The organism is Shewanella sp. 433 (genome assembly GCF_059338565.1).
Map to the genome: position 1 here is coordinate 2,077,675 of NZ_CM181703.1, position 19,386 is coordinate 2,097,060.

A 19,386-nucleotide genomic window follows, 5' to 3' on the forward strand; every position below is an offset into this window, starting at 1 on the left:
GGGGAAGTTGACTATGTTCCAGATTTTATCAATAAAAGGCACGATCAACTTCTTACGCCATGCGTTGCCGATCAGTATCTTGTCAATGATCTTAGTGGTAGGTTCATTGGCCTCGTTAACGTTTAAAGGCATTAACTGGGGGTTAGATTTTACTGGTGGTACAGTGGTTGAGATGGAGTTTTCTCAACCGGTTGATCTTAACCAGTTACGCAGTGTGTTGACGTCAGATGCGACCGATGGTGCCGTGGTGCAGAACTTTGGTTCGAGCCGCGATGTGTTGGTACGTTTACCTGTGAAAGCGGATATCAAGAGTGATACGCAAGTGGAGCACGTGATGGAAGCCGCCAGTGCTATCGATCCTAGTGTGGTCCAAAAGCGCGTCGAGTTTGTCGGTCCGCAAGTGGGTAAGGAACTTGCTGAGCAAGGTGGGTTAGCGGTATTAGTGGCGCTGATCTGTATCCTTATTTATGTGTCATTTCGTTTCGAATGGCGTTTAGCCATGGGCTCGGTGGCCGCGCTGGCTCACGATGTGATTGTTACCTTAGGGGTATTTTCGTTATTGCAACTGGAATTCGACTTAACGGTGCTGGCGGGTTTACTCACAGTTGTCGGCTACTCACTTAACGATACCATTGTTGTGTTTGACCGTATTCGTGAGAATTTCCTCAAGATGCGTAAAGGTACCCCTGAAGAGATTGTCAATACCTCAATCACTCAAACTATGAGTCGTACCATTATTACTACTGGTACCACCTTGGTGGTTGTTGTGGCACTATTCCTTAAGGGGGGCACCATGATCCATGGCTTCGCGACAGCCTTGCTGATGGGGATTTTCGTGGGTACTTTTTCATCAATTTACGTGGCGAGTTTCCTTGCTGTGAAATTGGGGATCAACCGCGAACACATGATGCCTGTTGAGATTGAAAAAGAGGGTGCCGATCAAGATGCATTAATGCCTTAAACAAACAGAAGCATCAACGATAAACGTAATTTATCGTTCTGTTTTTAACAGTTTAATGTCATCAATCATGTTGTTGATGTAAAAAGCCACATTCTGTGGCTTTTTTTGCATCAAGATGTTGGTTTTTTGATCGCGTTTTTCTCGACAACCAGCCCTGATTGACGTTAGGATGTTGGCGGTTAATTGATTCGCCTAACCATTCGCTGTCTGAATTGTTGCAGTAGGAGAAAACACATGGAAGAACGTACTAGGTTAGTCGCCGGTGGCAACTTGTTACAAGCCCATAGTTGGAAAGGGATGCTCGAAGCTTGTGGTATAGAGGTTGAGCTGCGTGGTGAAGCGCTGCTAGGTGGCATTGGCGAACTGCCAACCGATCTGCAAGATGTTGAGCTTTGGGTTACCGAGTCACAATATGAGGCGGCCAGAGCACAGCTTGAAACTCTCAACACTGAGAGTCCACAATGGCAGTGCCTTAAGTGTCATGAGATGAATGAAGGCAGTTTTGAATTGTGTTGGCATTGCAGTGCCGAACGAAGTGAACGTTTGAGTTAATAAACTATCTTGCTGACTTGTGAATAAGCGATTTTAAGTGTTATCACTTATCTTGATTCACCTAAGTCATATTGGCTCTTTGCTTGCCGAGTAGAACTTACGTAGTTGCCATTGCAATAGGGCGTATGTTCTGCGTTTGTCACATCAGCTAAATGCTGGATGCTCTATTGTGCCAGTCGCCTTACTTGAGCGCTAATGCTATTATTTACTTACAATTATTCCCTCCGCTTTAGCTAAAGAGAGCGCTTCCTTATGCAGTATTTCCCTTTATTTGTTGATACTCAATCCCTGCGAGTTTTAATTATTGGCGCTGGCGAAGTGGCCAGTCGCAAATTGGATCTACTCAGTCGAACCTTAGCCGAAATTGAGGTGATTGCACCTGATATTTGTGATGAGGTGCGATCTTATGCCAGACAAGGTCGGATAAGACTACATCAGCGAGCGGCCAACACAGATGATATTGCCAATGTCGATCTGTTATATTTGGCAACTGCCAATGATGCGTTTAACCGTGATATGGCACTGCACGCGACCGTGAAGGGAATATGGGTCAATGTGGTTGATTCTCCCGGCTTATGCCGTTTTATTACCCCATCAATTGTCGATAGAGGTCGCCTGCTGGTGGCCATAAGCACAGCGGGTGCTGCGCCGGTGTTTGCCCGCGAGCTACGTTCACGTTTAGAAACTTGGTTGCCTAACTCCCTCAGTGAACTGTTTGATTTTATTGCCGAGAGGCGAGTTGAGGTGCAGCAACGTTTGCCTGATTTTAGTCAGCGTAAGCTATTTTGGGAGCAGTTTTTTATCAGCAACGGCGATAAGTTTGATGCTGATACGCTTAGGCGCTATGACAATGCGTTTAGGCAGCTATCGAATGAGGGGGAGATTTTATTGATTGACGATCAAACCAAAGTTGAGCTGCTACCGATAGCCGCCATGCCTTTATTACAGCGAATAGACACACTTTGTAGCGATATTGCGCTGCCTAGCGATTTAGTTGAATTAGTCCGCCGTGATGCGTCGCGAGCGAGTATGCCTTCTCTGAGCGTTATCAATGCCCAGTATGCTAAAGGTGAGCGAGTGTTGCTGTTTGCGGAGGTGGCGACGATTTCAAGGCTGGTTGCTCATTTTCCCATGGCGAAGTGGCTGCGCGGTGGGTCGCTATAGCGCGATTGCAGCCATTTGCGCAGTATCGGCTGTGTGTTGCTTGGCGTAATTAAGGTAAACTAGCCGTATCATTCATAATTTTGATTAATATGGCCCCTAAAGCAACGGTTTATAAAGCCAATCTACAGATAGCTGATATGGATCGTGGATATTACCACGATCATAACCTTACCCTCGCGCAGCACCCGTCAGAAACCGATGCTCGTATGATGTTGCGCCTGCTGGCCTTTGCCCTTAATGCCAGCGATAGCTTGCAGTTTAGCAAAGGTTTATGTGTTGAAGATGAGCCGGAGTTGTGGCAAAAATCATTGAGCGACGAAATAGAGCTCTGGGTTGAGTTTGGTCAAAGTGATGAGAAATGGGTTCGAAAAGCCTGTGGCCGTTCAAAACAGGTGCAGTTGTTTGCTTACGGCGGACGCAGCGTACCGATATGGTGGCAACAAAATCAACAAGCGTTTGCACGTTATCAGAATTTAAAAGTGTGGAATATTCCCGAAGATGCGGTAAAAGCCATGGGTGAGCTGGTGAGTCGCAGCATGATAGTGCAATTTAATATTAGCGAAGGCGAAATTTGGATGTCTAATGATCGCGGTAGTGTGCAGATTATTCCCGAGGTGCTAAAAGACCAGGTGCTAAAAGAGTAGTGCTTGCTTATATTTGAGTGTTAAAAAAGCCAGTCTCCAGACTGGCTTTTTTACAGGTGTGCAAGGCGACTTATGCGTGGTTAAGCTTTTTCTACCAAAGATGTTTCATCCTCATCCTCGCCTTTACCTTTGGTGTTAACCATGATGAGCGCGGTGATGACGAGCGTTGACACTACACCAGCAATCGTAGATAGCATCATCGGTAGGCCTGCGCCTAAGGTTGCCGAGTTGAGCAGGAAGCTTATCACCACTGTGGTCATAAACATCGCTGGGACGGTACAGATCCAATGGAACTTATTGTGACGCAGTAAGTATGCCGATGCCGTCCATAACATCATCACTGCGGTTGTTTGGTTAGCCACACCAAAGTAGCGCCAAATCACCCCAAAATCGACTTGAGTTAAAATCGCGCCCATGATGAACAGTGGGATAGCCAACAATAGACGTTTAGGTAGCGCAGTTTGTGGTAGCTTAAAGAACTCGGCTAAAATCAAGCGGGCCGAACGAAACGCCGTATCGCCAGATGTGATAGGCAAAATAATGACACCTAAGATAGCCATAAAGCCACCCACAGCGCCCAACAAGCCAGTTGATGCTTCATATACTACGTTAGCGGGGTTACCTGCCATACCGGCATTGAGCCCTTCAACACCGCCGAAGAAAGATAAGGCGATAGCACACCAGATAAGTGCAATGATCCCTTCGCCTATCATGGCGCCGAAGAACACAAAGCGGCCGTTAGATTCATTTTCTACACAACGAGCCATTAGCGGTGACTGAGTCGCGTGGAAACCTGATATCGCACCGCAGGCAATAGTGATAAACAGGGCAGGCCACAGTGGCATGTCATTGGGATTAAGGTTGGTTAAAAAATCGCTTGCTTCAAAGCCAGGTAACAGAGAGTGTTCGCTCGACACGACTAGCGCTATGGTTAACCCTACAGACATGAACAGCAATAAGGCGCCGAAGAAAGGATATAGGCGACCGATAATTTTATCTACTGGGACAATGGTTGCGATTAAATAGTAAGTAAAAATAATCCCTACGAAGATGCTAATATCCCAGCCGGTTAACTTGCCGAGCAAACCAGCAGGCGCAGAAATAAACACCACACCGACCAGCAAGAGTAGGATGATGGCAAAAATATTCATAAAATGTTTGGCACTTTTGCCCAGGTATTTACCGGCAAGATTAGGTACCGACTGGCCATTATTTCTTACCGAGAGCATGCCTGAAAAATAATCGTGGACTGCACCAGCAAAAATACAGCCGAGCACAATCCATAACATGGCGGCAGGGCCATAAAGTGCACCTAAGATAGGGCCAAAGATAGGCCCAACACCGGCAATATTAAGCAGTTGGATAAGGTAGACCTTACCTTTAGACATGGGGACAAAATCTACCCCGTCGGTTTGGGTAAAGGCGGGCGTTTGACGCGCCTCATTTATGCCGAAGACTTTTTCAACAAATTTACCGTAGATGAAGTATCCGCCAATTAGCAGGCCGACACACATTAGAAACCACATCATAATCTATACCCCCAGTGAAAAACACGCAGAGTGTATCGCCTGTGAGAGAGAATAAAATCGACATTTAGGTGAGTGGTCGTATCAAGCGATTAAGCGGTTATTTAAGGCGGTTAACGGTTTGGCTACTGGGCGAGCACAAGCCCCTGCGCGTCGAGTCATTCGTGTAAATGGGAGCCTAGGAGCTAATCAATGAAAGCCAAATAGCTGTTTTAGTGGTTTTAAAAATCGCCGTGATACAGGTATCGTTTTGCCTGAATGGGTAATAACATCAGCGCCATTTTCCTGCATCACAATTTCACTGATAGCGTGGGGCGCAACAAGATACTGCTTGTGACAACGTATTAGCGCTGTCTTCTCTTCGAGTACTTTAAGGGTGAGATGCGTATGCACCTGCTCATTGGCGGTGGTAACATGGATGCCGCTTAAATCGCTGAACGCGTATTCGACATCTCTGATGTTAATCACTTTGAGGCGATTGCCGCAATAACAGGGCACATGTTCCAGTGTTGTGGGTAAAATGGCGCTCAGTGAGGGTTGGGGCAAATCTTTACGTAGACGATGAATGCTGGTCTGCAAGCGAGCTGCATCAATGGGCTTAAGCAGATAGTCAAAAGCATGATTGTCAAAAGCTTGAATTGCATATTCATCATAGGCGGTGACAAATACTACTCGGGGCATAGTATCAGGATCCAGCATGGCAACCATTTCAAGGCCAGTAATTTTGGGTATCTGAATGTCTAAAAAAATCAAATCAGGCTTTAATTTGCTAATCGATTGTATCGCCTCAATGGCATTAGCACATTGGCCGATCACCTCAATATCGTCATAGACGTTGAGTAACTCTTGTAATGCATCGCGGGCAAAGGGCTCATCGTCAATAATTAAACAGCGGATCACTTTGACTGTCCTATTGGGCTGGTGGTTAACGGTAAGGTAATGGTTATTTGCGTATATTCATCGCGGCTCGATGTTATCGTGACGCCAAAGCTATTGCCAAACAGATTTTGAATGCGTTTATGCACAATCGACATGCCCAGGCCTGAGTTATCTGTCTGCTGCGTTGTGTCATATAATCCTGCGTTATCGGTGACTTGCAAAATTAATTGGTCGTTGTCGGCTCGTCCACTTACCCTTATCTCACCAGGCTCAATAAGGTGAGATGTACCATGTTTAACGGCATTTTCGATAATGGGCTGTAGGGTAAATGCGGGCAATTTATGATGATGCAACGAGGCTGGAATATCGATCTCGACACTTAATTTATCGAAAAAGCGCGCTTTTTCTATCATAAGGTAGGCGTCGATATGTTCGAGTTCATCCGTTAGGGTGACCAGGTCTGTGGTGCGTTTTAAGTTGATGCGTAAAAATTGGGCTAAGTGTTGGATCAGTTGGCGCGCCATTACTGGATCACGGCCAATAATGGCAGCGATGGTGTTTAAGGCGTTAAACAAAAAGTGAGGATTGACCTGAGCTTGCAGTAGTTTTAGTTCTGATTGTGTTAATAAATTCTGCTGTTGTTCGTAGCGGCCATATAGGATTTGATTAGACATTAATCGTGCAATACCTTCGCCCAATGTCTTGTTAATATTTAAAAATAGTTTGTTTTTGGGTTCATATAACTTAATCGTGCCGATCACTTCTGACTCACATCGCAGCGGGATCACTAGGCTTGAACCTAAGCGGCATTGATTAGAGATTGAACAGGCATAACGCGTTTCCACTCCATCGGCAAACATGACACAATTTTGCTCGATTGCATCTTGGGTGATTTTCGATGAAATGGGGGTGCCAGGAATGTGATGATCATCGCCGATGCCGATAAAGGCCAGCAGTTTTTCTCGGTCGGTAATGGCTACGGCGCCAACATGGGTTTCTTCAATAATGATCTGCGCGACTTTGGTACTGCTCTCTTGATCGAAGCCTCTGGATAACACCCCAACGCTGCGCTCGGCAATTCTGAGTGCTTTAGTCGAAAACGCCGATGATAGCTTATCGAACATGGTTTTTTGGTCGCGCACCATACTCATAAACAGCGCGGCGCCGATTGAATTAACCAGCAGCATGGGAAGTGCAATCTGTTTGACCAGTTCAACCGCATCATCAAAGGGCTGTGCTACGGCGAGAATAATCCCCATCTGCATCATTTCGGCTGAAAAGGTCACTAAGCAAACGAGCAGGGGAGTATAAACCAATTCACTCCTGTCTAATTTACGTAGATATAAACCGACGAGCCCGGCTGAAAAGCCTTCTAATGTGGTTGAGATTGCACAGGCCAGATCGGTAAAGCCGCCCAAGCTGTAACGATGCAAACCCCCCGTTAAACCAATCAAAAAACCAGTAACCGGGCCGCCGAGTAAGCCGCCTAATACCGCGCCCATGGCACGGGTGTTGGCAATGGCATCGTTTGTCTGCTCACCAAAGTAGGTGGCCAAAATACAAAAGCCTGAAAAGATACAGTAGATGTAGATTTTATGGGGTAAGCGGGTCGCGGTTTCGGCAAACAGCTTAAATAGCGGTGTTTTACTCAGTAAGTAAACGATCACTAGATATAAACACATCTGTTGGGTTAACAATAAAATGAGCGGCATAAAAACAGATGTTCCTATAACGGCATGAGCCAAGCCATTGTCAGAGTGGTGTAATGGGTCTCTTGAGCATAGCACTAGCCCTTAAGAGACCACAACTGTTCACTTTGCGCTATAGCGCATGGTTTTAATATCAATAATAAGTTATAACATGCGTATTAATTAAGTCTTTATTGAGGTTAAGATGTCAGATTCGATTCATGGTCATCAAGTGATGCAACTTATGCTGTCTTTAGGCGGCGCTATATCGAAAACAGAACTTATTAAATTAATGGCGACTCAGTTTGGTGAACAGGCAAAATATCATACGTGCTCGGCGACAGAGATGTCGGCTGAGCAATTGATTGCTTTTTTAGAACGTAAAGGTAAGTTTATTGAGTCAGCAATGGGAATTGAGACCGCAGTCGATAAAATTTGTCATCATTAGCCTTTAAAGTGTTTGGGCCGCGACAGTATTCGCGGCCCTATCACATCACTAACGCTTCGCTAGTTAATCTTGGTTTTCATCAATAAGCAGCTCTATGGCTTGTGGTGACTTGTCGGCAAAATCTTTAATCATCATCCGGATAAGTCGAGACTTGGCTATTTTATTGTCTCTGGCCAATTGATTAAGCTGTGCAATACAACTTTCGGTGAGCGTGAAAGTGGCGTGGCGAAAAATTTTACTCGATTGCTTCTTAAGGCTAACCGTCTGCTTGGCTTTATGTTTCTTCTTGGTACGCTGGGATAGGCTGGGTTGGCCAAATGCATAATTGTTGGCATCTTCGATAAACTCTTCAATCGAGAGTGATTTTCGCGGCTTAGGCTTACGCCGCTTCAGATCAGTTAAGCTCATAAGAATTTTCAGGTGGTATGGCGAGTAGTTCATCGCTAATAGCACGTATTTCGATGGCGGCTTTACCGCCGGGCTCTATTTCGAGTACCGATGAGCCTTGCTCTTCGCTATCGTCGTAGATATTGCGGCTGAAAGTGACAGCGTTTAATGCCCTTAGTCCGAAGGATTCGACCACCTCTTTGGCTTCTAAGATGCGCTTATACTGATTAGGCAGTGAAGGGCATTGAGTTATGACTACCGCAGCGACCATTTTGGGGTTAACCATTTTACAGGTACTGAGCATATCTTCCATGTGGGGTAGGGTTTTGAGGTCGCGGCGTTTCGGTCGCAGTGGCAATAACACATAGTTGGCTACCGACATGGCGGCGCGCATGGCGAGGTTGTCTTGGCCGCCACAATCGACAATGACATAATCGAAGCGTTGGTCTAGTCCGAGTAAGTCATTACGGATCTTACCGTATAATTGAATACAGTTAATGGGTGGAAGACTAGGGTCTTCATTACGAGCTTGGATCCAATCTGAAGTGGTGCGCTGTGGGTCACAATCGACCATTAACACATTCGCGTTATGTTTTTGAGTGATATGAACAGCAATGTTTTGCGCCATACAGCTTTTACCCGCGCCTCCCTTCTCACCGCCTACAAGCAAAATCATGTCTGTGTCTCCCTCAAATAGAGCATTGCGTGACTTAACCATTAAGTCAGTGTGTTAGTATAAATTAGCGTTATCTGTTTTTTTTGAAAATATATAATTAGCTATTGAGATACCTAAATAATTTGTAGTGCAATACGAAATTTCTCGCCATCTTGTTGCTGGCAGCGGCACACTTGTGCCTTAATTTGGTTTTGTTTATCGGTATTGGCATTAAACGTGATATAGAGTAATTCACCTAAGGTAAAAGATTGATGATACTCGATGAGTACACCTCGACGGGAAAGATCCACACATAAAGCATCGTCGCACCTAATCTCGCCATTGGTGTCTGTCCAGGTAATCTTAATTCGCTCAGACTCCATATCAACTCGAAGTGACTTACGACGTTCATCAAGCTCTTGCTGCAGGTTCATTGATTTTCCTTGTTGTGTTTGAATAGTCCTAATGGCTTAAAGCTAGCATAATTTTGATGTCAGCACATAGTTAAACAAACGGCGCTAGAAAGCGCCGTTATAGTTTGATAAGCAAGAATATTAAAGGTCATCACTATTACGTGGATAAGGCAATTTGAGTTGTCCCCAACGGATCACTATTACCGTGCCAGCCAGAACGAAAGTCGAAACAGCAATCGCAATAATACGCCAGTCATCCATGCTTTTCATATCCAAGATCAAGTAGCGAGCTAATGCCACAATGGCAATATACAGTGGCATTCGTACCGGTAGTTTTCCCGACTCAGCATAATTAGCCACCATGGCGAGTACTTCGAGATAGATAAACAGCAGTAGCAGATCTTCTAGTGCGACTTTGCGCATAATTATGATGTGCACCACTTCTTGACCTATCGCGACCATAGTGGCAATAGCGATTATGATTAAGACGAAGTATTCAACCGCCTTGATACTTTTTGAACCATAGCGAACATAAAGCTTTCCCATAAACAACTCTCATTAGTGTTTTTATAGATGGTATCAACAATTGTGTATTGCGCTAGCAGATGTTTGTGATTTTATTCACAAATTGATCTATTGGTATAGTCATGCTGTGTTGTATTTTAGAATTTAGCCAATGTATTAAGCGATAAAACAGTGTGTTAAATGGCGGTATGTAGCTTTTACTTGCTTAAACGGATATGTGCGTAGCAAAGGAGCATGCATCAATCATGTATCTGGTATGTGAGCCTGTCTCGCGTGGGAAGGTGTTATCTTGGAAATGTAAAAAAAACCGCCCTTATTGGGCTAATGCCAGTCAGTTAAGCTGATTGGCATTTTTCTTTTTATGGGGATATTTGCTTGGTTTTGACTTTATAGCCCTTGGGTACACCCTATCTTCTCGTTTCGTTGGTAGCTCGAAGTTACCTAGCATTTCTATCAGTTGCTCGTAATGTTTGGGTAAATTTCCTGGGCTCATCAGTGGTAATCTTGCTAGGTAACTTAGTATCGTACTCGCGCAGTTACTGAAGCTGAGGCGATTGGCCCATATTCCTTTTCTTGACGCGGCCTCAGTCATTGCTTGACGCATCAGGTTGTAGCCAAGTAGTAAGCCCCAAAGTTCCTGTTCTACCATCTCTGATTTTTTACTTCTTAGCGTATACTCGCTGTTTAGTAGGGTTTGTTTCATCTCTCTGTAGCCAAGCTCTATTTCCCATCGATGATTATATAACTCAACGATGTCAGCACTTGGAAAGCGTAATGGGTCGACCATTGAGGTTAATACCTGATGCGTCTTACCTTTTATTGATTTTGTCACCAGCCTCGCTTCTATATGCGTCGGTAGCGCTGGATTTTGTTGTCTGGCTTGGGCGGTTATTGCCAATTTCACCTGTTTATCTAACCGGCCATTTGAGTGTAAAACCTCGTACTGAAGCCCCTTTCTCGCAGGGATTAACCAGTGCCGCTCTTCACCACCTAGTTGCCATTGATGTAGCAAGTTTAAGGAGTAAAAACCTTTATCGAACATCGTGAGACTATGGTCTGGAGTTGACTGTATGAGCGCTTCTGCTAGCTTCATTTCACTCGTTTTATAACCATCAAACGCGCTATTTATCAGTTGATGGCTAGTGAGCTCCATATGACACACCATACGAACCTGAGGAAATGAGGTGTCACCATGTTGATTTGATGGTGAGCCAAAAGCATTACGATTATCAGCGGTGTCCTGAGTGCGCCAGACTACACCATCAACGGCTAATAAATTCAGTCCACACCACGTCTCAAATTGAGTGTTGCTATAGTAATGTTTTGCCATCATTTGAAAGGCATTTTTCATACTCTGCACACCTAACCTCTGGCGCCCTTGAACAAGAGCACTGGGGGCAATGAGCTTCTTTTTACCTGGTAGCATCAACTCCATATGAGTCGCAAGCTCCCATACAGACTGTTGTCGGTAAAAACTCATACCAATGACAGACCACATAACTGCATCAAGGGGTAAGCGACGTTTTCTTACTGTGGCGACCCCAGCAGTTTCAAAGGCTTGCTGGATGATGTTTTCATCCAATAAGTGATTAAGATTGGTAAAGGCTGTGGCTTCTTGGTGGTATTCAAAAGCGGTGCAGAAAGCTTGTTCTAAAGACATAAAAAAATCCAATATCATTTCTGATATTGGATTTTGAAGCCTTTTAAAGATCGGTCAACTGATCGTTTATATATTTAACTGATCGGCATTACCCTTATTGGGGCGGTTTAGTATTTAAGCTATCACACATTATTAAGCTGAAATATGCAGGCGATTAACGCTTGAGTGCTTCACTAAGTAATGGGCGGAAACTTTTAACCAGTAATCCGGTCGCTTTAGGCGTACCAGCAATGATGTTGCCTGAATTCATATATCCATGGTTACCGGTGAAGTCAGTAACGGTACCACCGGCTTCACGCACGATAAGATCGCCAGCAGCGATATCCCATGGTTTAAGACCGATCTCAAAAAACGCATCCATACGGCCAGCAGCTACATACGCTAGATCTAAAGCCGCTGAGCCCGCACGGCGCAAATCGGCGCACATGCTGAAGGTTTCAGCAAATAGCTTCATGTAAGTTTCAGAGTGTTGTTTGGCTTTGAATGGGAAACCAGTAGCAATAATTGTTTCATTCAAGTCGTTAGTTTTACTTACGCGTAAACGGAAATCGTTTAACTTTGCGCCTTTACCACGCACTGCGGTAAATAGCTCGTCACGTACAGGATCGTAAACTACGGCGACTTCGGTTTTACCTTTGTATTGTACGGCAATCGATACCGAGAAATGAGGGATGCCTCTAACAAAGTTGTTAGTGCCATCCAAGGGATCAACAATCCACATATAGTCTTTATTGTCGCCCTTATTCTCGCCACCTTCTTCGGCAACGATAGTATGGTCTGGGTATGACTTGCGAATCTGATATGTAATGGCCGCTTCTGCTTCTTTATCCACGTTAGTTACGTAGTCATTGATACCTTTTGCGCTAATTTCTACACGGTCAAGTTCGGTGTAGGCGCGCATAATCGTTTGGCCGGCAGCGCGAGCGGCGCGCACAGCAATAGTCTGCATCGGATGCATTACAATCCCCTGGATGTTAAAGAACAGATATAAATAATCGGCGCACATTATACGAGATTTTACGGTTATATCAAATAGAGATTTTTATATAAAGGATCTGACTTCGCTGTGATACCATCAATGACACTGTTCTATAGATAGAAATTAAGAGTTTCATGCTTAGCAATATTCGTGTAGTTCTCGTAGGAACCTCCCATCCTGGTAATATTGGCTCTACCGCTCGTGCGATGAAGACCATGGGATTATCTACCCTATATTTAGCCGAACCTAAAGTGGCGCCAGACGGTCACTCGGTTGCTTTGGCCGCCGGTGCGTCTGATATCTTAAAGCATGCAGTGACGGTTGATTCGCTTGCCGATGCAATTGCCGATTGTAGCTTAGTGATCGCCACAAGTGCCCGTAGTCGCACCCTTGATTGGCCAATGCTTGATCCTCGTCAGGCGGGGGAAAAATTAGTCGCCTCAGCAGTTAATGGGCCTGTAGCGATTGTATTTGGTCGTGAAAATAATGGCCTCTCTAACGAAGAACTGCAAAAGTGTAACTATCATGTGGCGATCCCAGCCAATCCTGAATACACCTCATTGAACTTAGCGCAAGCGGTGCAAATCATCTGTTATGAAGCGCGTGTTGCTTTTCTTAATCAGTCGCCAGAGGCAGTTGAGCACGTTGAATATCCGCTGGCAAAAGAGCAAGAGAACTTTTTTAATCATTTAGAAAACACGTTACTGTCGACGGGTTTTATTGTTAAACAGCACCCAGGGCAGGTGATGACTAAACTGCGTCGTCTGTTTAGCCGTGCCCGCATTGAAAGCCAAGAGATGAATATCTTGCGTGGTATTTTAACCTCTGTTGATAAAAAAGTGTCTTTGGCCGATAACGCGCAACTGTCGCAACAAGACTCAGCAGTTAAAAAGGAAGATTAAGTCCATGGGCGTCATATCCAGAATTAAAGACGATATCGAGTCTATTTATCACAGAGACCCTGCGGCAAATAGCACCTTAGAGATATTAATGAACTACCCAGGTATGCAAGCAATTTGGATACATCGGCTGAGTCATAAATTATGGAAACGCAAATGGCGCCTAACGGCTCGAGCGATATCGACGTTTTCTCGCTGGTTAACGGGAGTCGAGATCCATCCTGGCGCGACCATTGGGGATCGGTTTTTTATCGACCATGGTATGGGGGTTGTGATTGGTGAAACGGCTGAAATTGGCAATGATTGTACCCTTTATCATGGCGTGACCTTGGGGGGCACAACATGGCAAGCGGGTAAACGTCACCCAACCTTGGGTGACAATGTGGTGATTGGGGCTGGTGCCAAGATTCTGGGGCCGATCACTATGCACGATGGTGCTCGCGTGGGGTCAAATTCTGTGGTGGTTAAGGAAGTGGCTAAAGACACGACTGTGGTGGGCATCCCCGCAAGAGTGGTGGCTAAACCAACGGAGAAATCCAAAGAACATGCCCTGCGCCGCACCGAAATGGCCAAAAAGTACGGTTTCGATGCTTATGCTGTGTCACCTGATAACCCCGATCCGGTTGCCAATGCTATCGGCCAGATGCTCGATCACATGCACCTAATGGACTCTAAAGTTCAAGAGGTGTGTCAAGCAGTACAAAGCATGGGCGGCAGTGTCTGCACCGAGCGTCTGCCTGAGCTTGATGTCGATGAGTTTAGCGATGTAGAACAAGCCGCTGCAGAAAAGCGCCAACATGCGATTGATGAGTTTGATCCCATAATTTAAGAAAAATCAGATTAATTGTCTCGTGACATTGAATCTTGCGGGCGAAACAGGTTAAATACCCCACTAAAGAATCAGGGTATTTTATCTGTTTCGTTATCATCTTAAATACCTGACTAAACTGCTAGGCTTTATACTTGACTGAATTACTCAAGTATGGTTGAATTGACCTAAGCATTTTAGAGAGCAGTGGTAGCTATGAAACTTACTTCAAAAGGGCGCTATGCAGTAACGGCAATGTTAGACGTTGCTATGCATTCTACATCTGGCCCAGTGCCGTTAGCTGACATCTCCGAACGTCAGGGAATCTCCCTATCCTATCTTGAGCAACTCTTCGCTAAATTACGTAAACATGGATTAGTCTCGAGCGTAAGAGGTCCTGGCGGTGGTTATCGTCTAGGATTTGACGCCGGTGAAATATCGGTTGGTATGGTCGTCAGAGCGGTGGATGAGTCTGTTGATGCCACCCGTTGCCAAGGTCTGGGAAATTGCCAAAGTGGAACTCGCTGTCTAACCCATTCACTTTGGGGTGATTTAAGCAAACAGATTTCAGATTTTTTAAATGGCATTAGTCTTGCCGGATTGATGAACAAGCGAGATGTTCAATTTATCTCAATTAAACAGGACAAAATACAACAGGAACAAAGAGTAACTGCCTAAGTTAACTTTGTTATTTAACTAATATTTATTTTTGTACGTGGTAAGCGGTCTGTGTTAGTCCGCTAAGTACGGAGTGTGAGATGAAGCTTCCTATTTATTTAGATTATGCTGCAACAACGCCAGTCGATCCTCGTGTTGCAGAAAAAATGATGCAATGCCTGACGATGGATGGCATTTTTGGTAACCCAGCATCACGTTCGCATCGCTATGGTTGGCAAGCCGAAGAAGCGGTTGATATTGCTCGTAACCAGATTGCTGAGCTAATTAATGCCGATCCGCGCGAGATTGTATTTACCTCTGGCGCGACAGAATCTGACAACCTAGCCATTAAAGGTGTTGCCCATTTTTATCATAAAAAGGGTAAGCACATCATCACCAGCAAGACCGAACACAAAGCCGTACTCGATACCTGCCGTCAGCTAGAGCGTGAAGGGTATGAAGTGACTTACCTAGAGCCAGGTGCTAACGGCATTATCCCGCTAGAAAAAATTGAAGCGGCGATGCGTGAAGACACTATCTTACTTAGCCTGATGCACGTTAACAATGAACTTGGTGTCATTCATGATATCGATGCGATTGGCGAATTGTGCCGTGCAAAGAAAGTGATTTTCCATGTCGATGCTGCGCAGAGTGCGGGTAAATTGCCTATCGATTTACAGAAAAGCAAAGTCGATTTGATGTCGATTTCAGGCCATAAAATGTACGGTCCTAAAGGCATTGGTGCGCTTTATGTGCGTCGTAAACCACGTATCCGTTTAGAAGCGATTATGCATGGCGGTGGTCATGAACGCGGTATGCGCAGTGGTACATTGGCGACACACCAAATTGTCGGTTTGGGTGAAGCGGCTGCCGTAGCCAAAGCTGACATGGAAGCGGATAACGCGCGCATTCGCCGCTTACGCGACAGATTATGGGACGGTATCAAAGATATCGAAGAAACCTATATTAATGGCGATGTAGAACAGGGATACTGCGGCATCTTTAATGTCAGCTTTAACTTTGTTGAAGGTGAGTCGTTGATGATGGCATTGAAAGATTTGGCTGTTTCGTCAGGTTCGGCCTGTACATCAGCAAGCTTGGAGCCAAGCTATGTGCTTCGAGCGTTAGGACTAAACGATGAAATGGCGCATAGCTCAATCCGTTTCTCAATTGGTCGTTTCACTACAGAAGAAGAGATTGACCACGCGATAGAGACCATTAACAAGTCTATTGGTCACTTAAGGGAGATGTCTCCATTGTGGGAGATGTTTAAAGATGGCGTTGACCTGTCTCAGGTTGAATGGGCACATCATTAATCCGGCTAATAAACGAATAGAGCGATTGGAGCAGAATCATGGCTTACAGTGAAAAAGTAATAGATCATTATGAGAACCCACGTAACGTAGGTTCATTCGACAAAAACGACCCAACAGTGGTTACTGGTATGGTCGGTGCACCTGCCTGTGGTGACGTGATGAAGTTACAACTTAAAATCGACGATAACGGTATTATCGAAGATGCAAAGTTTAAAACGTATGGTTGTGGCAGTGCGATTGCGTCAAGTTCATTAGTAACCGAGTGGGTAAAAGGTAAAACTATTGAACAAGCGCAAGCGATTAAAAATACGGATATTGCTGAAGAGCTTGCATTACCGCCTGTTAAAATCCACTGCTCAATTTTGGCAGAAGATGCGATTAAAGCGGCGTTAGAAGACTACAAGTCTAAGCATCAGAAGTAATATTCGGAGTTAACATGGCAATAACGATGACTCCAGCGGCTGCCGAAAGGGTGAAAAGCTTTTTGGCCAGTCGCGGGAAAGGTATTGGATTACGTTTGGGGCTAAAAACCTCAGGATGTTCAGGTATGGCTTACATACTTGAGTTTGTTGATGATCTGAATGCCGATGATGAAGTCTTTGATATCGATGGGGTAAAAATCATCATTGATGCCAAAAGCTTTATCTACCTTCAAGGTATCGAGTTAGACTTCATTAAAGAAGGACTCAATGAAGGATTTCAGTTTAATAACCCTAACGCTAAAGGGGAGTGTGGCTGTGGCGAAAGCTTTACAGTCTAACTACCGAATCTAAATACATGAACTACTTTGAGTTGTTTAGTTTATCGCCTGTATATGACCTCGACACTGTCTTGCTTGCAGAACGCTATCGCGATCTGCAGCGGACGGTGCATCCTGACAAGTTTGCTAATGCCAGCGAGCAAGACAAACGTATTGCCGTACAGCGCACTGCGCAGGTGAATGATGGGTATAACACGTTAAAGCATCCTATTTTACGTGCCGAACATATGCTGAGCTTGAAAGGAATCGATCTGAGTCACGAGTCCACTACGGTTAAAGACACCCAGTTTTTAATGCAGCAGATGGAATGGCGTGAATCGCTTGAAGCGATCAAGCATTGTGATGATCCCGATGCGCTAATCGATCAATTACATCACTCGTTTGCTAGCTATCGAGAGCAGATAACAGTGCAAATGAGTCAGCTTATCGGTAGTGATGATCAACAAGACTTGGTTAATGCGGCGGATCTGATCCGCAAACTCAAGTTCATGGCGAAATTGCAAGATGAACTCGCTAGAGCTGAAGATGCTCTTTTTTAGAGGCGAATAATTGTTGATTGGCTCAATATCTATTGAGCCTTTATTTTTTAAGTTGGATAGATATGGCACTTTTGCAGATAGCTGAACCCGGACTAAGCGCAGCACCCCATCAACATAGACTGGCAGTCGGGATCGATTTAGGCACCACCAATTCTTTAGTCGCTGCTGTTCGCAGTGGCGTGGCAGATACCCTTGCCGATGAAACCGGACGTCATGCACTTGCCTCTGTAGTGCGTTTTACACCAGAGGGCGTACAGGTCGGTGTAGAAGCCGAGCGATATTCAGCTCAAGATCCGCTCAATACGGTTGTTTCTGTTAAGCGTTTCATGGGCCGCAGCTTGGATGATATTCAAGCACAAGATCAATCGTTACCTTATCAATTTTCTGCCAGTACTAATGGTCTGCCATTATTTAATACGGCTGGTGGTCAATATAATCCGATTCAAATTTCTGCCGAAATTTTAAAGCCTTTAGTTGAACGCGCTGAAAAAACCTTAGGCGGATCGCTTGAGGGTGTAGTGATCACTGTGCCTGCGTATTTTGATGATGCACAGCGTCAAGGTACTAAAGATGCAGCGGGTCTGCTTGGTATTAAAGTATTACGTTTACTTAACGAGCCAACCGCAGCAGCTATTGCCTACGGCTTAGATTCTGGCCAAGAGGGAATGATTGCCATTTATGATTTAGGTGGTGGCACCTTTGACATCTCTATTTTACGTCTCAATAGAGGGGTGTTTGAAGTGATGGCCACCGGCGGTGACTCGGCGCTGGGGGGCGATGATTTCGACCACGCATTAGCACAGCACCTGCAAGATCATTGGCAATTAAGCAGCTTAACAGCGCAAGAACGCCGTGGGTTATTAATTGAAAGCCGCCGTGTCAAAGAGGCATTGACTGAAGACGATAGTACGCTAGCGCATTTGCAGCTTGCTGACGGACGTCAATTACAACAAACGGTGACCAAAGCGCAGTTTGATGCGATCATTGAGTCATTGGTTAAGAAGACCATCGCCAGTTGCCGTCGCGCTTTGCGCGATGCCGGCATTAAAGCCGAAGAAGTGTTAGAAACGGTGATGGTGGGTGGCTCGACACGCGTGCCGCTTGTGCGTCAACGTGTGGCTGAGTTTTTTGGTCGTCAGCCTTTAACATCAATCGATCCCGATCGCGTCGTGGCTATTGGCGCCGCAATACAAGCCGATATTTTGGTGGGCAATAAACCTGACTCCGATCTATTATTGCTTGATGTATTACCCCTGTCGTTAGGGATTGAAACCATGGGCGGGCTGGTTGAAAAGGTTGTTTCACGTAATACCACTATTCCTGTCGCCAGAGCGCAAGAGTTTACCACCTTTAAAGATGGTCAAACGGCGATGGCATTTCATGTGGTGCAGGGGGAACGTGAATTAGTGGCTGATTGCCGCTCGCTTGCGCGTTTCACCTTAAAAGGTATCCCGCCGATGGCCGCCGGGGCGGCGCATATTCGGGTTACTTTCCAAGTGGATGCCGACGGGTTGCTCAGCGTTACAGCAATGGAAAAATCATCAGGGGTTCAGGCAACGATCCAAGTTAAACCTTCATTTGGATTGACCGATGAAGAAATTGGTTCGATGCTCAAAGATTCAATGGCGCATGCGAAGGAAGATATTGAACGTCGCATGGCGGCAGAGCAGCAAGTGGAGGCCGCGCGAGTGCTAGAGTCTCTTTCGGCAGCTTTGGCCAAAGACAGTGAGCTGTTATCTGCCGAGGAAGCCGCAGCCATCGAACAAGGTATGGCTCATTTGGCACAAACTGCGGCGCAGGGCGATGCAGATGCGATCGAAAAAGCGATTGAAGCGTTAGATAATGCAAGTCAAACTTTCGCCGCAAAACGTATGGACAATTCTATTCGGTTGGCACTTAAGGGCCAGTCGGTTGACAATATATAGG

General features: G+C 45.3%; 22 protein-coding genes. 13 read left to right on the forward strand and 9 right to left on the reverse strand.

All coding sequences use genetic code 11. From position 1 onward, the window contains the following. The first annotated feature begins 13 nt into the window (after positions 1-13). From secF to AC5YB1_RS09150, 4 genes are all read left to right on the forward strand, one after another. Complete coding sequence (gene secF, locus AC5YB1_RS09135) at positions 14-961, forward strand: protein translocase subunit SecF (RefSeq protein WP_494518910.1); 948 nt, start codon at positions 14-16, stop codon at positions 959-961. A 234-nt stretch (positions 962-1,195) separates the two neighbouring features. Beyond that, entirely contained in the window at positions 1,196-1,513 is a 318-nt protein-coding gene (locus tag AC5YB1_RS09140; protein ID WP_494518911.1) for a putative signal transducing protein, read from the forward strand. 252 nt (positions 1,514-1,765) lie between these two features. Continuing rightward, the gene (locus AC5YB1_RS09145; protein WP_494518912.1) at positions 1,766-2,677 is read left to right on the forward strand and encodes a precorrin-2 dehydrogenase/sirohydrochlorin ferrochelatase family protein; all 912 of its coding nucleotides are present in this window, start codon (positions 1,766-1,768) and stop codon (positions 2,675-2,677) included. Between the two features lie 89 nt (positions 2,678-2,766). Then, on the forward strand, positions 2,767-3,321 hold the full coding sequence (locus AC5YB1_RS09150) for a YaeQ family protein (protein ID WP_494518913.1): 555 nt from the start codon (positions 2,767-2,769) through the stop codon (positions 3,319-3,321). An 80-nt stretch (positions 3,322-3,401) separates the two neighbouring features. Here AC5YB1_RS09150 and AC5YB1_RS09155 read toward each other — a convergent pair whose 3' ends face one another. The 3 genes from AC5YB1_RS09155 to AC5YB1_RS09165 form a co-directional block, all read right to left on the reverse strand. Next, a complete protein-coding gene (locus AC5YB1_RS09155) occupies positions 3,402-4,850 on the reverse strand; it encodes a carbon starvation CstA family protein (protein WP_494518914.1) in 1,449 nt (482 codons plus the stop codon). A gap of 186 nt (positions 4,851-5,036) precedes the next feature. Beyond that, positions 5,037-5,747, reverse strand: coding sequence for a two-component system response regulator BtsR (gene btsR / locus AC5YB1_RS09160; protein ID WP_494518915.1), 711 nt, complete (start codon positions 5,745-5,747; stop codon positions 5,037-5,039). Then, a complete protein-coding gene (locus AC5YB1_RS09165; RefSeq protein WP_494518916.1) occupies positions 5,744-7,438 on the reverse strand; it encodes a LytS/YhcK type 5TM receptor domain-containing protein in 1,695 nt (564 codons plus the stop codon). Before AC5YB1_RS09165 ends, btsR begins: the two co-directional genes overlap by 4 nt. Before the next feature lie 181 nt (positions 7,439-7,619). Between AC5YB1_RS09165 and AC5YB1_RS09170 the strand changes: the two genes are divergently transcribed. Beyond that, positions 7,620-7,862, forward strand: coding sequence for a YecH family metal-binding protein (locus AC5YB1_RS09170; protein ID WP_494518917.1), 243 nt, complete (start codon positions 7,620-7,622; stop codon positions 7,860-7,862). A 63-nt stretch (positions 7,863-7,925) separates the two neighbouring features. Here the strand turns inward: AC5YB1_RS09170 and AC5YB1_RS09175 are convergent, their stop codons facing one another. The 6 genes from AC5YB1_RS09175 to suhB form a co-directional block, all read right to left on the reverse strand. Continuing rightward, on the reverse strand, positions 7,926-8,270 hold the full coding sequence (locus tag AC5YB1_RS09175) for a replication protein RepA (RefSeq protein WP_494518918.1): 345 nt from the start codon (positions 8,268-8,270) through the stop codon (positions 7,926-7,928). Then, positions 8,257-8,925: an AAA family ATPase gene (locus AC5YB1_RS09180; RefSeq protein ID WP_494518919.1), complete on the reverse strand. Its 669-nt coding sequence runs from the start codon at positions 8,923-8,925 to the stop codon at positions 8,257-8,259. Before AC5YB1_RS09180 ends, AC5YB1_RS09175 begins: the two co-directional genes overlap by 14 nt. A 113-nt stretch (positions 8,926-9,038) precedes the next feature. Continuing rightward, complete coding sequence (locus tag AC5YB1_RS09185; protein ID WP_494518920.1) at positions 9,039-9,338, reverse strand: PilZ domain-containing protein; 300 nt, start codon at positions 9,336-9,338, stop codon at positions 9,039-9,041. Positions 9,339-9,458: 120 nt separating this feature from the next. Further along, positions 9,459-9,863, reverse strand: a complete 405-nt coding sequence (locus AC5YB1_RS09190; protein ID WP_494518921.1) for a phosphate-starvation-inducible protein PsiE — start codon at positions 9,861-9,863, stop codon at positions 9,459-9,461. 310 nt (positions 9,864-10,173) lie between these two features. Further along, the gene (locus tag AC5YB1_RS09195; RefSeq protein WP_494518922.1) at positions 10,174-11,502 is read right to left on the reverse strand and encodes an IS4 family transposase; all 1,329 of its coding nucleotides are present in this window, start codon (positions 11,500-11,502) and stop codon (positions 10,174-10,176) included. A 154-nt stretch (positions 11,503-11,656) separates the two neighbouring features. Beyond that, positions 11,657-12,460, reverse strand: a complete 804-nt coding sequence (gene suhB, locus AC5YB1_RS09200) for an inositol-1-monophosphatase (protein ID WP_475514177.1) — start codon at positions 12,458-12,460, stop codon at positions 11,657-11,659. A gap of 155 nt (positions 12,461-12,615) precedes the next feature. On the opposite strand from suhB, the gene trmJ reads away from it, so the two are divergent. The 8 genes from trmJ (at position 12,616) to hscA (ending at position 19,385) form a co-directional block, all read left to right on the forward strand. Further along, positions 12,616-13,383: a tRNA (cytosine(32)/uridine(32)-2'-O)-methyltransferase TrmJ gene (gene trmJ, locus AC5YB1_RS09205; protein ID WP_494518923.1), complete on the forward strand. Its 768-nt coding sequence runs from the start codon at positions 12,616-12,618 to the stop codon at positions 13,381-13,383. 4 nt (positions 13,384-13,387) lie between these two features. Beyond that, entirely contained in the window at positions 13,388-14,209 is an 822-nt protein-coding gene (gene cysE, locus AC5YB1_RS09210; protein WP_494518924.1) for a serine O-acetyltransferase, read from the forward strand. Between the two features lie 195 nt (positions 14,210-14,404). Beyond that, a complete protein-coding gene (iscR, locus tag AC5YB1_RS09215) occupies positions 14,405-14,866 on the forward strand; it encodes a Fe-S cluster assembly transcriptional regulator IscR (RefSeq protein WP_110458872.1) in 462 nt (153 codons plus the stop codon). Between the two features lie 80 nt (positions 14,867-14,946). Then, positions 14,947-16,161 (forward strand): IscS subfamily cysteine desulfurase, encoded by a 1,215-nt coding sequence (locus AC5YB1_RS09220; RefSeq protein WP_475514174.1) that lies wholly within the window; start codon positions 14,947-14,949, stop codon positions 16,159-16,161. Between the two features lie 38 nt (positions 16,162-16,199). Next, entirely contained in the window at positions 16,200-16,583 is a 384-nt protein-coding gene (iscU, locus tag AC5YB1_RS09225) for a Fe-S cluster assembly scaffold IscU (RefSeq protein ID WP_494518925.1), read from the forward strand. Between the two features lie 14 nt (positions 16,584-16,597). Beyond that, complete coding sequence (iscA, locus tag AC5YB1_RS09230) at positions 16,598-16,921, forward strand: iron-sulfur cluster assembly protein IscA (protein WP_475514173.1); 324 nt, start codon at positions 16,598-16,600, stop codon at positions 16,919-16,921. 17 nt (positions 16,922-16,938) lie between these two features. After that, on the forward strand, positions 16,939-17,460 hold the full coding sequence (gene hscB, locus AC5YB1_RS09235; RefSeq protein ID WP_494518926.1) for a co-chaperone HscB: 522 nt from the start codon (positions 16,939-16,941) through the stop codon (positions 17,458-17,460). Positions 17,461-17,522: 62 nt separating this feature from the next. After that, a complete protein-coding gene (hscA, locus tag AC5YB1_RS09240; protein ID WP_494518927.1) occupies positions 17,523-19,385 on the forward strand; it encodes a Fe-S protein assembly chaperone HscA in 1,863 nt (620 codons plus the stop codon). Position 19,386 lies beyond the last annotated feature (1 nt).